10 protein-coding genes and 1 pseudogene are annotated in these 13,572 nt (G+C 61.8%); 8 read left to right on the top strand and 3 right to left on the bottom strand.

Going from position 1 to position 13,572, the window contains the following annotated elements:
* Window positions 1-59 precede the first annotated feature (59 nt).
* The 4 genes from ssnA to xdh all read left to right on the top strand — a co-directional run bounded on the left by ssnA (window position 60) and on the right by xdh (window position 7,845).
* Window positions 60-1,415 (top strand): putative aminohydrolase SsnA, encoded by a 1,356-nt coding sequence (gene ssnA, locus PMW70_RS03020; protein WP_271743843.1) that lies wholly within the window; start codon window positions 60-62, stop codon window positions 1,413-1,415.
* A gap of 149 nt (window positions 1,416-1,564) precedes the next feature.
* Window positions 1,565-4,564 carry a putative selenate reductase subunit YgfK gene (gene ygfK / locus PMW70_RS03015; RefSeq protein ID WP_271743842.1) on the top strand — a complete coding sequence of 1,000 codons (3,000 nt, stop codon included), beginning with the start codon at window positions 1,565-1,567 and terminating at the stop codon, window positions 4,562-4,564.
* An 11-nt stretch (window positions 4,565-4,575) separates the two neighbouring features.
* Window positions 4,576-5,055 carry a 4Fe-4S binding protein gene (locus tag PMW70_RS03010; RefSeq protein ID WP_117773418.1) on the top strand — a complete coding sequence of 160 codons (480 nt, stop codon included), beginning with the start codon at window positions 4,576-4,578 and terminating at the stop codon, window positions 5,053-5,055.
* Between the two features lie 12 nt (window positions 5,056-5,067).
* The gene (gene xdh, locus PMW70_RS03005) at window positions 5,068-7,845 is read left to right on the top strand and encodes a selenium-dependent xanthine dehydrogenase (RefSeq protein WP_271743841.1); all 2,778 of its coding nucleotides are present in this window, start codon (window positions 5,068-5,070) and stop codon (window positions 7,843-7,845) included.
* A 653-nt stretch (window positions 7,846-8,498) separates the two neighbouring features.
* Here the strand turns inward: xdh and PMW70_RS03000 are convergent.
* Window positions 8,499-9,497: a hypothetical protein gene (locus PMW70_RS03000; RefSeq protein ID WP_271743840.1), complete on the bottom strand. Its 999-nt coding sequence runs from the start codon at window positions 9,495-9,497 to the stop codon at window positions 8,499-8,501.
* A 564-nt stretch (window positions 9,498-10,061) separates the two neighbouring features.
* Between PMW70_RS03000 and PMW70_RS02995 the strand changes: the two genes are divergently transcribed.
* The 3 genes and pseudogenes from PMW70_RS02995 to PMW70_RS02985 all read left to right on the top strand — a co-directional run bounded on the left by PMW70_RS02995 (window position 10,062) and on the right by PMW70_RS02985 (window position 10,929).
* A complete protein-coding gene (locus PMW70_RS02995; protein WP_271743839.1) occupies window positions 10,062-10,238 on the top strand; it encodes a hypothetical protein in 177 nt (58 codons plus the stop codon).
* A gap of 61 nt (window positions 10,239-10,299) precedes the next feature.
* Window positions 10,300-10,725, top strand: a pseudogene (locus tag PMW70_RS02990) (DUF4143 domain-containing protein); the annotation flags it as partial.
* A 75-nt stretch (window positions 10,726-10,800) separates the two neighbouring features.
* The gene (locus tag PMW70_RS02985) at window positions 10,801-10,929 is read left to right on the top strand and encodes a hypothetical protein (protein ID WP_255413173.1); all 129 of its coding nucleotides are present in this window, start codon (window positions 10,801-10,803) and stop codon (window positions 10,927-10,929) included.
* 139 nt (window positions 10,930-11,068) lie between these two features.
* On the opposite strand, the gene PMW70_RS02980 is transcribed toward PMW70_RS02985, so the two are convergent.
* Window positions 11,069-11,194 (bottom strand): hypothetical protein, encoded by a 126-nt coding sequence (locus PMW70_RS02980; protein WP_255413174.1) that lies wholly within the window; start codon window positions 11,192-11,194, stop codon window positions 11,069-11,071.
* A gap of 257 nt (window positions 11,195-11,451) precedes the next feature.
* Here PMW70_RS02980 and PMW70_RS02975 point away from each other — a divergent pair, with 257 nt between their 5' ends.
* Window positions 11,452-12,186, top strand: coding sequence for a 3'-5' exonuclease (locus PMW70_RS02975; protein ID WP_271743838.1), 735 nt, complete (start codon window positions 11,452-11,454; stop codon window positions 12,184-12,186).
* A 41-nt stretch (window positions 12,187-12,227) separates the two neighbouring features.
* Here the strand turns inward: PMW70_RS02975 and PMW70_RS02970 are convergent, their stop codons facing one another.
* On the bottom strand, window positions 12,228-13,463 hold the full coding sequence (locus PMW70_RS02970; RefSeq protein ID WP_117786172.1) for a hypothetical protein: 1,236 nt from the start codon (window positions 13,461-13,463) through the stop codon (window positions 12,228-12,230).
* Window positions 13,464-13,572 lie beyond the last annotated feature (109 nt).

Genomic DNA, 13,572 nt, shown 5'->3' with positions numbered 1-13,572 from the left:
TTCGCACTCCGCCATGTCAGAGGTGTCAAACCCCGCCTCTGATGTTGAAGGGAGCATCCATGCTTCTGGTCGCTAACGGTTCCGTCTTTACCCGCAACGCGCAGGCCCCGTTCATTCCCAACGGTGCGGTCGCCATTGACGGAGATACGATCGTCGAAGTGGGCCCCGAGTGCGAGCTCAAGGCCAAGTACCCGGATGCCGAGTACGTCGACGCCCAGGGTAACCTCATCATGCCCGGACTCATCAACTGCCACACCCACATCTACTCGGGTCTGGCTCGCGGCCTTGCCATTAAGGGCTGCAACCCCACCAACTTCCTGGAGAATCTTGAGCAGCAGTGGTGGAAGATCGACGACAACCTGACGCTCGACGGCACCAAGGCAAGCGCCTATGCCACGATTCTGGACTCCATCCGCGATGGTGTCACCACGATCTTCGATCACCATGCGAGCTTCTGCGAGATCCCGGGCAGCCTCTTTACCATTAAGGATGCAGCGCAGGAGCTGGGTATGCGTTCGTGCCTGTGCTACGAGGTCTCCGATCGCCGCGGTCAGGAAAAATGCGACCAGGCCATTGCCGAGAACGCCGAGTTTGCCCAGTGGGCCGCCAAGGAGCGTCGCGATAACGACAACCACATGATCGCCGCCATGTTTGGCGGTCACGCCACCTTTACGCTGTCGGACGAGACCATGGACAAGATGGCCGAGGCCAACAACGGCCTGACCGGCTTCCACATCCACGTGTGCGAGGGCATGAACGACGTGTGGGACTCCCGCCTCAACCGCGGTGGCATCAGCCCCGTCGAGCGCCTGCTGCAGCACAACCTGCTCGGTCCCGACACCATGCTCGGCCACTGCATCCACGTGACGCCTGCCGAGATGGATATCGTCAAGGAGTCCGGTACCTGGCTCGTCAACAACCCCGAATCCAATATGGGCAACGCCGTGGGCTGCGCCCCCGTGCTCGAGTTCTTCCGCCGCGGCATCCCCGTGTGCATGGGCACCGACGCCTACACCCACGACATGCTCGAGAGCCTCAAGGTCTTCCTGATCATTCAGCGCCACAACGCCGCCATGCCCAACGTGGGCTGGTGCGAGGCCATGACGATGCTGTTCGAGAATAACGCCAAGATGGCCAGCAAGTACTTCGATTGCAAGCTCGGTGTGCTTGAGCCCGGCGCCGCCGCCGACGTCATCGTTATGGACTACAAGCCCTTTACGCCGCTGAGCGAGGAGAACATTGACGGCCACATGCTCTTTGGCATGATGGGCAAAAACTGCCGCACCACCATCATCAACGGCCGCGTCCTGTACAAGGATCGCGAGTTCGTTGGCATTGATGAGGACAAGATCAACGCGTGGACCATGGCCGAGTCCAAGAAGCTCTGGAGCACGCTCAACGATCGCGCCTACTAATTACAAGTAGATTCGCGCGCGTCGGATGTTTCGCCGCATCCGACGCGCGTATAGGCGACCTCCGCGGGGTCGCCGGCGCTTGTGCTAGCGCTACACCGTATTTGCGCCCGCCGCGCGGTCTCGCCGGGCGTTACAGAGAGGAGCTCACTATGAGCGACATCATGAGGCCGATCCCGTTTTCGCAGCTGATGAACTGGATCATCGAGGAGCACAAGACCCAGGACGCCATCTTTGGCGTGCGCAAGATGGTCACGACCAACCAGGAGGGCGCGCTTCCCATTTTTGACGAGCGCATCGAGACTCCGTTTGGCCCGGCTGCCGGCCCCAACACGCAGCTGGCCCAGAACATCGTGGCATCCTACGTGGCCGGTTCTCGTTTCTTTGAGCTCAAGACCGTCCAGGTTATGGACGGCGAGGAGCTCTCCAAGTGTGTGAACAAGCCCTGCATCGTGGCTCAGGACGAGTGCTACAACTGCGAATGGTCGACCGAGCTCGAGGTTCCGCAGGCCTTTGCCGAGTACGTGAAGGCATGGTTTGCCTGCCACCTGATCGCTCGCGAGTACGGTCTGGGCAGCCCGGACGGCTTTGTCTTCAACATGTCCGTGGGTTATGACCTCGAGGGTATTAAGAGCCCCAAGGTCGACGCCTACATCGAGGGTATGAAGGACGCCAGCGGCTCTGACGTCTGGAATGAGTGCCGCGCATGGGCGCTCGCCAACCTGGACAAGTTTGAGCATGTCGACGCCGCGTTTGTCGAGTCCATCCCGGCTCGCGTGTCCAACTCCATCACCGAGTCCACGCTGCATGGCTGCCCGCCGGCGGAGATCGAGCGCATCGCGACCTATCTGATTACCGAAAAGGGCCTCAACACCTACATCAAGTGCAACCCCACGCTGCTGGGCTATGAGTTTGCCCGCCAGCGCCTGAACGAGCTGGGCTTTGACTACATCGTCTTCGATGACACGCACTTCCGCGAGGACCTGCAGTGGGCCGACGCCGTGCCCATGTTCGAGCGCCTGATTGCCCTGTGCGCCGAGCGCGGCCTGGAGTTTGGCGTCAAGCTGACCAACACGTTCCCCGTCGACGTGACGAGGAACGAGCTGCCCTCCACCGAGATGTACATGTCCGGTCGTTCGCTGTTCTCGCTGACCATCGAGGCCGCCCGCCGCATTACCGAGCAGTTCGATGGCAAGCTGCGCATCAGCTACTCCGGCGGTGCCACGGTCTACAACATCCGTGCCCTGTACGATGCCGGCATTTGGCCCGTTACCCTGGCGACCGACGTGCTCAAGCCCGGTGGCTACGAGCGCTTTAGCCAGATGGCCGGCGAGTTTACCGATCTGGACGGCAAGCCGTTCGCGGGCGTCTCGCTCGAGGCCGTGACCGCGATCCAGACCGACTCGCTCACCAACCCGCTCTACAAGAAGCCGCTGCGCCCGCTGCCCGACCGCAAGGTCGCCGGCAAAAGCCCGCTTTCCGACTGCTTTACCACGCCGTGCCGCACGAGCTGCCCCATCCAGCAGGATATTCCCGCCTACCTGGCGGCTGTTGACGAGGGTCGCTACGAGGACGCGTTCAACATCATCATCGAGCGCAACGCCCTGCCGTTCATTACCGGCACCATCTGCCCGCATCCCTGCGGCCGTGCCTGCGAGCGTGCATTCTACGAGCCCGAGGGCGCCCAGATCCGCGCCAGCAAGCTCAAGGCCGCCCGCGAGGCCATGACCACCGTGCTGCCCAAGCTGCGCGCCCAAGCCATCGCCAACGACGCCGAGCGCAACGTTGCCGTTATCGGCGGCGGCCCGGCCGGTCTGGCGACGGCGTTCTTCCTGACGCGTGCCGGCGTGCCCGTCACTATCTTCGAGGCCCGCGATTCGCTCGGCGGCGTGGTCCGTCACGTGATCCCCGAGTTCCGTATCGCCAGCGACGATATCTCCCACGATGCCGAGCTCTGCCTGGCCTTTGGCGCCAAGGTGCAGCTCAACGCTCGCGTGGAGTCCATCGACGAACTCAAGGCCCAGGGCTTTACCGACGTGGTCGTGGCCACCGGTGCCTGGATGCCCGGCTCTGCAGGCTTGGGCGAGGGCGCCGAGCTCGACGTGCTGGAGTTCCTCGAGGCCGCCAAGAAGGGCGAGAAGCTCGAGCTGGGCGAGGACGTCGTGGTCATTGGCGCCGGCAACACCGCCATGGACGCCGCCCGCGTGGCCAAGCGCCTGGCAGGCGTGAAGAACGTGCGCCTGGTGTATCGCCGCACCAAGAAGCAGATGCCCGCCGACGAGGAAGAGCTCGATCTTGCTCTTGCCGATGGCGTTGAGTTCTGCGAGCTGCTGGCGCCCAAGGCACTCAACGGCGCCGTGCTGACCTGCGACGTTATGGAGCTTGGCGAGCCGGATGCAAGCGGCCGTCGCAGCCCCGTCGCCACGGGCGAGACCGTCGAGCTTTCCGCCACCACGGTGATCTGCGCCGTGGGCGAGGGCATCGATGCCAGCCTGTACGATGCCGCGGGCGTTGAGCACGACCGTCGTGGCCGTCTTGCCGCCACCTCCACCGGCGTCGAGGGCGTCTGGGCTGCGGGCGACTGCCGCCGCGGTCCTGCCACCGTGGTCGAGGCTATTGCCGACGCCGCCGAGGTCGCCCGTGCCATCGCCGGCGTGGACTTTAACAAGTACGCCGACTGCAACGAGCAGGCCGGCCGCGAGGACACCTGCTATGAGCGCAAGGGCACGCTCTGCCGCGACAAGCGCAACTGCACCAAGACTCGCTGCCTGGGCTGCGGCTCGGTGTGCGAGGTCTGCTGCGACGTGTGCCCCAACCGCGCCAACGTTGCCATTAAGGTGCCGGGCCTGGCCAAGCATCAGGTCGTCCATGTCGATGGCATGTGCAACGAGTGCGGCAACTGCGCCGTGTTCTGTCCCTACCAGGAGGGTCGTCCCTACAAGGACAAGCTCACCCTGTTCTGGAGCGAGCAGGACATGGAGAACTCCGAGAACGAGGGCTTCCTGGCCGTGGACGAGGATCACTTTAAGGTTCGCGTCGCCGGTACGGTCCGTACCGTCTCGGTCGATGCCGTCAACACCGGTCTGCCCGAGGCTGTCCGCCTGACCATCAAGGCCGTGCGCGACAGCTATTCGTATCTCCTTAAGAAATAGGCGAGTCTCTTATGGCCAAATCCATTCAACATAACGTGGCCTACGTTGCCTGCGGAAGCGGCTGTGCTTCCGCAGGCGGCGACGCCCGTTGCAGCGAAGGCTGCATTGGCTGTGGCGCCTGCGTCACGGCTTGCCCCCACGGCGCCATTGCGCTGATTGATGGCATCGCTCGCGTGGACCGCTCCAAGTGCACGGGCTGTGGCCTGTGCGGCATGGCGTGCCCGCAGCGCGTGATCGCCTTCGTCCCCGGCTACCAGAACATCCTGGTGCGCTGCAACAACACCGATAAGGGCGCCATCGCCCGCAAGATCTGCGACACGAGCTGCATCGGTTGCGGCATGTGCGCCAAAAAGTGCCCCGCCGGCGCTATCCGCATCGAGGACAACTGCGCCCATATCGATGGCGCGGACTGCCTGTCGTGCGGTATGTGCGCCGTCGTCTGCCCGCATGGCGCCATCCACGACCGCACCGGCATCGCCGCCGGCGTGTAGAAGGGAATCACCATGGCACAGGAATTCACTTTTACCGTTAACGGCGTGGAGTGTACGACGACTCAGAACAAGCCGCTGCTGCGCTACCTGCGCGACGACCTGCATATTCACTCCGCCAAGGACGGCTGCTCCGAGGGCGCGTGCGGTACCTGCACCATCCATGTGGACGGTGCGGCCGTCAAGGCCTGCGTACTGACCACCGCCCTTGCCGCCGGCCGCAACATCGTGACCGTCGAGGGCCTGCCCCAGGACGTGCGCGAGGCCTTTGTGTACGCCTTTGGCGCCGTGGGCGCCGTGCAGTGCGGTTTTTGCATCCCCGGCATGGTCATGGCAGGTGCGGCGCTCATCGCCGAGGACCCCGAGCCTACCGAGGAGCAGATCAAGTACGCCATCCGCGGCAACGTCTGCCGCTGCACCGGCTACAAAAAGATCATCGAGGGCATTTCGCTGGCAGCTGCGGTGCTCCGCGGCGAAAAGCAGATCGACGAGGACCTGGAGCGCGGCGACGACTACGGCGTGGGCAAGCGCGCCTTCCGTATTGACGTGCGCAAGAAGGTGCTCGGCGAGGGCAAGTATCCCGATGACATCGACGAGCTCGATCAGCCGGGTCTGACCTACGCCAGCGCCGTGCGCTCCAAGTATCCGCGCGCCCGCGTGCTCTCCATCGACACCTCCAAGGCCGAGGCCCTGCCCGGTGTGGTGGGCATCCTGCGCGCCGAGGACGTGCCGGTCAACCAGGTCGGCCACCTTATCCAGGACTGGGACGTCATGATCGCCCAGGGCGATATCACCCGCTGCGTGGGCGATGCCATCGTGCTGGTGGTTGCCGAGGACGAGGCGACGCTCGAGAAGGCCAAGAAGCTCGTAAAGATCGATTACGAGCCGCTGGAGCCCGTGCGTAACATTGTCGAGGCCAGGGCTGCCGACGCCCCGCGCCTGCACGACAGCTTCTTTGCCTTTGGCAACACGGTGGAGCTCAAGGACAACGTGTGCCAGAGCCGTCACGTGACGCGCGGCGACGCCGCCAAGGCGCTGGCAGAGAGCGCGTTCACCGTGACGCAGCGCTTTACCACGCCCTTTACCGAGCATGCCTTCTTGGAGCCCGAGTGCGCCGTTGCCTTCCCGTACAAGAACGGCGTCAAGGTGCAGTCGACCGACCAGGGTGCCTACGACACGCGCAAAGAGTGTGCCCACATGTTTGGCTGGGACAACGAGCCCGAGCGCGTGGTCGTCGAGACCATGCTCGTGGGTGGTGGCTTTGGCGGCAAGGAGGACGTGTCCATCCAGCACCTGGCCGCGCTCGCCGCATATAAGTTCCAGCGTCCCGTGAAGTGCAAGCTCACGCGTGCCGAGTCGCTCGCGTTCCATCCCAAGCGCCATGCCATGGACGGCACCTTTACGCTGGGTTGCGACGCCGAGGGCAACTTTACCGGTCTGGACTGCGAGATCAACTTTGATACCGGCGCCTACGCGTCGCTGTGCGGCCCGGTGCTCGAGCGCGCCTGTACGCACGCCGTCGGCCCCTACAAGTACCAGAACACCGACATTCGCGGTTTTGGCTACTACACCAACAACCCGCCCGCCGGCGCGTACCGAGGCTTTGGCGTTTGCCAGTCCGAGTTTGCGCTCGAGAGCCTGATCGACTTGCTGGCAGAGAAGGTCGGCCTGGACCCGTGGGAGATCCGCTACCGTAACGCCATCGAGCCGGGCGAGGTTTTGCCCAACGGCCAGATTGCCGATTGCTCCACGGCGCTGAAGGAGACGTTGCTCGAGGTCAAGGATGCCTACTACGCGCATCCCGGACATGCCGGTATCGCCTGCGCCATGAAGAATGCCGGCGTGGGCGTGGGCCTGCCCGATGCCGGCCGCTGCAAGATTCGCGTCGAGGATGGCCGCGCCGTGGTCTACGCCGCCACGTCCGACATCGGCCAGGGCTGCAACACGGTCTTTTTGCAGGACGTTGCCGAGGCCTGCGGTCTGCCGCTGAGCTGCATCGCCAACGGCGAGTGCTCCACCGAGAACGCTCCCGACTCCGGCACCACGTCTGGCTCGCGTCAGACGGTCGTGACCGGCGAGGCCGTGCGCGGCGCCGCCTTCCTGCTGCGCGATGCCATGGTTGGCATCGAGGCTGGCAAGCCTGCACCCGATGCTCCCGTGAGTGCGCATGGCGACGGCGTCAAGATCGAGTACGACGACGGTCGCGCCTACCAGCTGCGCACGCAGGAACTCGTCGCCGGCCAGGGCATGCATCCTCAAGATCCCGCAACCGCCATCAAGGCGCTCGAGGGATGCGAGTTTGGCTACGTGTACCTGGAGCCGACTGACAAGCTGGGCGCTGACGTTCCCAACCCCAAGAGCCACATCTGCTACGGTTTTGCCACGCATGTGGTCATTCTGGATGATGACGGTCGCGTGAGCGAGGTCTATGCCGCGCACGATTCCGGCAAGGTGGTCAACCCCATCTCGATCCAAGGTCAGATTGAAGGCGGCGTGCTCATGGGTATGGGCTATGCGCTCACCGAGGACTGGCCGCTCAAGGACTGCGTACCCCAGGCAAGGTACGGTACGCTCGGGTTATTCCGTGCCCCCGAGATTCCGGATATCCACGCCATCTACGTGGAGAAGGACGAGCTACTGCCCGTGGCATACGGCGGCAAGGGTATTGGCGAGATCGCAACGATCCCCACAGCGCCCGCCGTACAGAACGCCTATCGCGCGTTTGACGGCAAGCTGCGTCCGGATCTTCCCATGGTGGATACGCCGTACAGTCGCGCCCGTCACCGCGGGTAGGGTAGGGCGCGGACAGCCATTGCTGACGAGCTGTCCATGCTCAGCATCAACTGCATACGCTGCACCTTTGGCCCCGGCTCCATCGCGAGCCGGGGCCTTTTGTTTGGAGCGGAAACTGTGTCCCGGAATAGGCGCTCAGAATGGGATGCAGTTTCTGGATCGGCTCTCAGGCGGAAACTGCAACCCGGAATCGATGCTCAGAATGGGATGCGCTTTCCGGTAGAGCCTCTGGCGGAAAGCGTGTCCCGGAATTCGGCTCCAGAGTGGGACGCGCTTTCCGGTTGGAGCTTCAAACGGAAACTGCGTCCCAAAATTTTGCTTCAGAGTGGGATGCCGTTTCCGGCTGAACCCTCTGGCGGAAAGTTCATCCCAGAATTGACGCTCGGAGTGGGACACGGTTTCCGGATCGGCCCTCAGCGGAAAATGTATCCCAGTTTGAGCGTCTATTCCGGGATGTAATTTCCGCTGGGCGTTCAACCGGAAAGCGTGTCCCGTTCTAGGCCTTGATTCCGGGACACGCTTTCCGCTAGGCATGCCATCTGGAAAGTGCGTCCCGTTTTGAGCACTCAGTCTGGGACATGGTTTCCGCGGGTGCTGCCAACCGGAAAGCGTGTCCCGGTTTGGTAGGCAGGCGGGCATAAGCTCGGTAGCCCCTACAGCTCAATATCGTTGAGCCATGTCGGCAGCGCGGTCTGCCGGATGCCTGCCGTCTGCAGCTTTTTCGCGAACATGCCTGCCGAACGGACTTCGTTCATGGTAAAGCGCAGCAAGGGATGACCGTAAAGCGATAGATGCGCCTCACGCTGTCGTTCGGCAACGAGCGCCTCGGCGGTGGTGCGTCCGGCCAGCATGGTCTGGTCGGTATATTTGATGAGCCCGTCGAGCTCGCCCAGCGTGAGTTCCCGCGCCTGGCGCTCCCAGGCAAAGTCCGTTCGTATGGGCTTGGCCGAATCGAAGGGGTCCGTCAGCTCGTATTGAAGCCAGTCGGGCGCAAAGCCCGTCTCGATCATGACGGCTCGGGCGACCGATTCCCCGCCGCTCTCGGCACGAGCGTCGGCATATCGAAGCGTTGTGAGGGCGGTGCGAATCGCGCGACCATTGCGGGCAGTCGCTCGTTGCTCAACGGCCTCCATCAGCTGTTCCGGCGCAAGGCCGAGCTTTGAGATCGCCGAATCGGCAATGGGCATGCCGTCGGCAAAACCAGTTTGCAGCAGGCAATCTGTGGCCGTTTGGATGGGCGGTGTTACCGATATGCCGGACAGGCGGATTGCTCCGACCGGATCGATCTGATGCCGCTGAATATGCGCGCCCGGGCGAGCCGACGGCTTGGTGGCGCTGCAGACATGCACGACATTCAGGTGTCGCCACGAGACCTCGAGCCCCAGCAGACAGGCGGCCGAAAACGAGCAGAACGTCCAATCGGGGTGGATGATCGCAAGGGCGCGGAGGATTTCGCAATGGCGTTGCGCTCGGTTGAGTTCATTCCAGCGCGTTTTTCGCGCAAACAACCCCGGCATGGGCGAGACAACCGTGCCGCCGGTGCGCCGAAGGAGCGCTTTTCGGATCGCCGAGCTCGGGGGAATCAGACAGCGCCCCTCTTGTTCGGCTTGAGTGAGCAGTTGGTCGATGAGCTGGTCATTGCAATGGGTCATGAGCTACCGCCTCCTTTTGGGTAGCAAAAACGTATCAGCTGGAACTTGCCGCTCAGCTGACCAAAAGCTGACCAAAATCTAACCATGCAGGTAGATGACCTGCTTTTGGCGACATATTTCTTGTTTGAATCGGTGGGCGGTAATCGGCGACCGTGAACGGTAGCTAGATATGAAACCTTGGTAAGTTTAGGGACGTGTACTTTTTTGAAAAAGAGCATTCTATCTGCTGTTTTGTGTTTCTGGATCGCATGTTTGAAGGCATGTGATAAGGGCGGCGGACTGTCGCCTTGTATCTGCGGAAACTGTGACCAGGAATTGCCACTCGGAATGGGACGTGCTTTTCGGATCGCCCTTCAAGCGGAAACTACATCCCAGATTTCGGCTCCAAACCGGGATGTGCTTTCCCGGCGGCGTCTCTGGCGGAAATTGCACCCCGGAATGAGCGCTCAGAGTAGAACATGCTTTCCTAACGAAGCCGCATGCGGAAACTACGTCCCGGATTCGATGCTCAGGACGGGATGCCGTTTCCGATAGAGGCATGGGGTGGAAAGCCTCCCATTTCTAATGTTCAAGAAATGGGAGGCAGCTCATCGCGAGTCGGGGCCTTTTGTTTGGAACGGAGGCAGCATCCCGGAATTCGGGCAATCCGGTGGTCAGGGGTTGAGCGAGCGTCGCGCTAAGGATGCCAAGCATAAAACCTTCAATGAGAATGGCGTAAAAACTACATTGAAAGTAGCGTAAAATCCGCATTGAGAATGGCGTAATTTCGCATATCGCATGATCGCCCGAGCTTGCACACGGCCTTTTGCGAGCTCTTGCCATGAACGAGAGCCAGGCTGTCACGTACAAGACGCTCATGAAGGATGCCTCGTACGGCGAGGCGGGTCCCGACGAGAGGACCATCGCTGCGTACCTGGACCTCTTCAACAGGCTCAAGCTGACCGAGGACCTGTGCGGATGGGAGCCGCCCATGCGCTCGAAGGCCCGCGTTCGCGTGCGCCCCAAGCGCTACTTCTGCGACCCGTTACTTGCGGCGACGTTGCTGGGGGCTACCCCTGAGCGGCTGCTTGGCGATATGCAAACGTTTGGGATGCTCTTTGAGAACCTCGTTCTGCGCGACGTGCGCGTGTTCCTTTCCACCTACGGCGGTGTCGACAACAGTGTCCATTATTTCCGAGATGAGAAGGGCCTTGAGGTCGATCTGATCGTTGAGCACGACGGGCGCTGAGGAGCCATCGAGGTCAAGCTGAGCGATGCGAAAGCAGACGATGGAGCGAGAAATCTCAAGGCGCTGGAGAGGAAAGTGCTCTCCAATCCTGACGCCCAGAATGCCGCGCCGGCGTTTTTGCCGGTCGTGGTTGGAAAGGGGAGCATTGCCTACACACGCGACGACGGCGTGGCGGTGATCCCCGTGGCGGCACTTGGGGCGTAGTGTTTTTGCGGGCGTGCCGTGCTTCCTTTACCGAAAATCCATTTGGTAAACCCGGTGCCCGTGGGTAAAATAAGGTCGACGGCAGCCCAAGTAGTGAAGAGCTGGGCAGCGCCGTTGCTTGGATTAAGGGGTCATCGCCTTAGCGGCGTCGACCCCTCTTTTTATGCTTCGTATGCTGCTTGAGTGCCTCGGTAAGTCCGATAAGCGCCGTGAGGAGCGAGACCAAAGCGGTCAGGAGCTTCACAAAATCAGTCAGATCGGTCATGGGCATCACCTCCCGTCGCATGGAGGGCGCTGCCCGGCACATGGAACTGCCGTCAACAATAACCAGTCTATCAAACTGCAGCCATAAATACGAATATATGTTCGATAATAACAGCGACGTGACCATCTCAAAGCGCAGCTTTACGCAAGGATGCCGGAAAGCTGCACTGTGCGATTTCATGTCCGCACGGGCGCCTATCTTTACGGCAATGTAGCCGCCTATGTAGCAAGCGGCAGGCAACGGAGAAAGGCCCAACCGTGTCAGCTGAAAAGACGCCGTGTATCTCGGCTATCGATACGACGAACTTTGCGCGCCAGATCGTGCTGGACTTTGAGTTTGCGCCGGCGCCAAAGCAGCGCCAGCGCCGTGGACTGCGTAACGAGATTATCGAGGTCGGCGCCGTCAAGCTCGATTACCACGGCAACGTTATGGGCGAGTTCTCGCAGTTTGTACAGACGGAATTTACCGAAGGCGTTGCGTTCCCCGTCCGCGAGCTCACAGGGATATCGGCCGTGGGCACCGCGATGGCCGATCCGCTCTACATGATGATCAAAAGGCTCAGCGATTGGATCGGGCGCTACTCCGCCCAGGTGGTCTGTTGGAGCGGGGCGGATCGTCGACAGCTTTTGATCGAGTGCCAAGCAAAGCACATCGATCTTTCCGCATTTCCTACGGACTGGGCCGACCTGCAGGCGTTTTACACCTCGATCATGGACATGAGCAGCCACGGGTGCGTCTCTTTGAGTGACGCAGCGACGTGGTTTGGCATCGAGTTCGACGAGTCGACGGGTCACGCCCACAGTGCCCTAGCCGATGCGCGCGTGACCGCCAAGCTGCTCAAGCAGATGATGGAGGGGGACTACCGCGTGAGCCCGCGCGCCCAGGAGATCCGCCAGCGGTGGGGGATGGGCGAGCGAGCGGAGACACGCCTTTCCAGCAAGTGCCCCGAGCTGAGCGATCTGTTGCTGAAGTTGAAGGCGGAGGGGAGATAGGCGGTTGGCCGTCTGCATGGCGCGTGGCCTGTCGCGTATCGCTACTCTTCCTGCCGCTTGGCAGGCAGGATGTAGACGTTCTCGGCGTCCACGGCGATCTGCGTGGGGCGGTTGTAGAGGGTGTCTACTTCCATTACGCTCTGCTTGAACGGTGCGACGTCAGGCGTCTTTGCCCGATGGAGCTTTTCGAGGAGTTTCTCGGATTGCCTGTCGTTGAACCTGCCGATGTCCTCTCCTGCACCCTCGAGTGCCTCGTCGATGAGCGTATGTTCGCCCACGGGGGTCTTTGCGATGGCGTGACCGAGCAATTTGCCCGCGGACGCGATGCCGCCCAGCAGTGCCGCATCGACGGTGTCGGCAGTTCCCGCCTCGAGGGCGTCGTAACACTCGGTGTAGAGCTCGCGATACGCAATCGAATCGGCCTCGATCTTCGCGGTGGCGTCCGCGAGCTTTGCGGGCTCGAAGTTCTGGGCGAGCATGGGTTCGAGGAACAGTGAGAACGCGTGGATGTAGGTGGCGAGCTGGCAGTCTTTGAGGTAGTCGAGCACCTTGTCGAGGCGTCTGCCCAAGCCGTCTCGCACCTCGATGAACCCTTTCTTTTTCAGATCCGCTTGCGCCTGCGAGCGGAAGAGTTCCATGTCCTGCGCGGACGACTGTTTGATGTCGAGCACCTTCATATGGGCGTTTGCCATGTAGGTGGCGTTGCCGTAGTTGAGGCCGTAACCGTTGAGGATGTCTGCGAGCGTCTTGAGGTTGCCACGCATGTTGGCCTTGTCGCGCTGACGCATGTACTCGAACATCTCGTCGACGGACTCCTGGATGGAGTCGAGCTTTTGGTTTATCTGCGCGATTGCGGCTGCCATGAACAACGACGTCGGGTCGTAAGGCACTTGAGTGACGCTCGTGGCGATGTCGCCCTCGACTACGTGGAAGCGCGCCTGTCCAAAGCCCTTGACTGCGTCGCGGTAGCCCCCTGTGAGACCGCTGCCGTCCTTGAACGAGTTGAGTTTCGACGGATCGAGCGGGTTGCCAAATTTGTCAGTCGCCTGGAGCAACGTGGGTACGCTCACCGTGTTAGTGACGGTGCGAAACATCGAGGGGAGCGAGGCGAACGCCACGCCGAGCTGGGGAATTCGCTCGAGCGGCAGCTTGATGGCGCCGGAGATGTCCGCCCGCTCCTGGGTGAGCGCGAGGTGGATTTTGGTCGATGCGAGCTGTTTTGCCACGAGTTCCTCTCGGCCGCCGTCCGTTGAGGGTTTGATCTCGTTGTCTGCCATAGCGTGCTCCTTGTTTGCGTTGATCGCCGTGGGCATTATCTCATTGCTAGGTGGCTTGCCAGAGCGGGGTAGAGACCGAGCGTCTGGCAAAACTCGTTAACTGATTGCA

This window comes from Collinsella aerofaciens (assembly GCF_028209625.1).
In the GTDB taxonomy this organism is placed as follows: domain Bacteria; phylum Actinomycetota; class Coriobacteriia; order Coriobacteriales; family Coriobacteriaceae; genus Collinsella; species Collinsella aerofaciens_AM.
Note: the sequence above shows the minus strand (reverse complement) of the source record. Positions and strands in the feature narration are given on the sequence as shown.

Coding starts and splice junctions, on each gene's coding strand:
- ssnA (WP_271743843.1), top strand. CDS start 60: ATGCTTCTGGTCGCTAACGGTTCCGTCTTTACCCGCAACGCGCAGGCC.
- ygfK (WP_271743842.1), top strand. CDS start 1,565: ATGAGCGACATCATGAGGCCGATCCCGTTTTCGCAGCTGATGAACTGG.
- PMW70_RS03010 (WP_117773418.1), top strand. CDS start 4,576: ATGGCCAAATCCATTCAACATAACGTGGCCTACGTTGCCTGCGGAAGC.
- xdh (WP_271743841.1), top strand. CDS start 5,068: ATGGCACAGGAATTCACTTTTACCGTTAACGGCGTGGAGTGTACGACG.
- PMW70_RS03000 (WP_271743840.1), bottom strand. CDS start 9,497: ATGACCCATTGCAATGACCAGCTCATCGACCAACTGCTCACTCAAGCC.
- PMW70_RS02995 (WP_271743839.1), top strand. CDS start 10,062: ATGTTCAAGAAATGGGAGGCAGCTCATCGCGAGTCGGGGCCTTTTGTT.
- PMW70_RS02980 (WP_255413174.1), bottom strand. CDS start 11,194: ATGACCGATCTGACTGATTTTGTGAAGCTCCTGACCGCTTTGGTCTCG.
- PMW70_RS02970 (WP_117786172.1), bottom strand. CDS start 13,463: ATGGCAGACAACGAGATCAAACCCTCAACGGACGGCGGCCGAGAGGAA.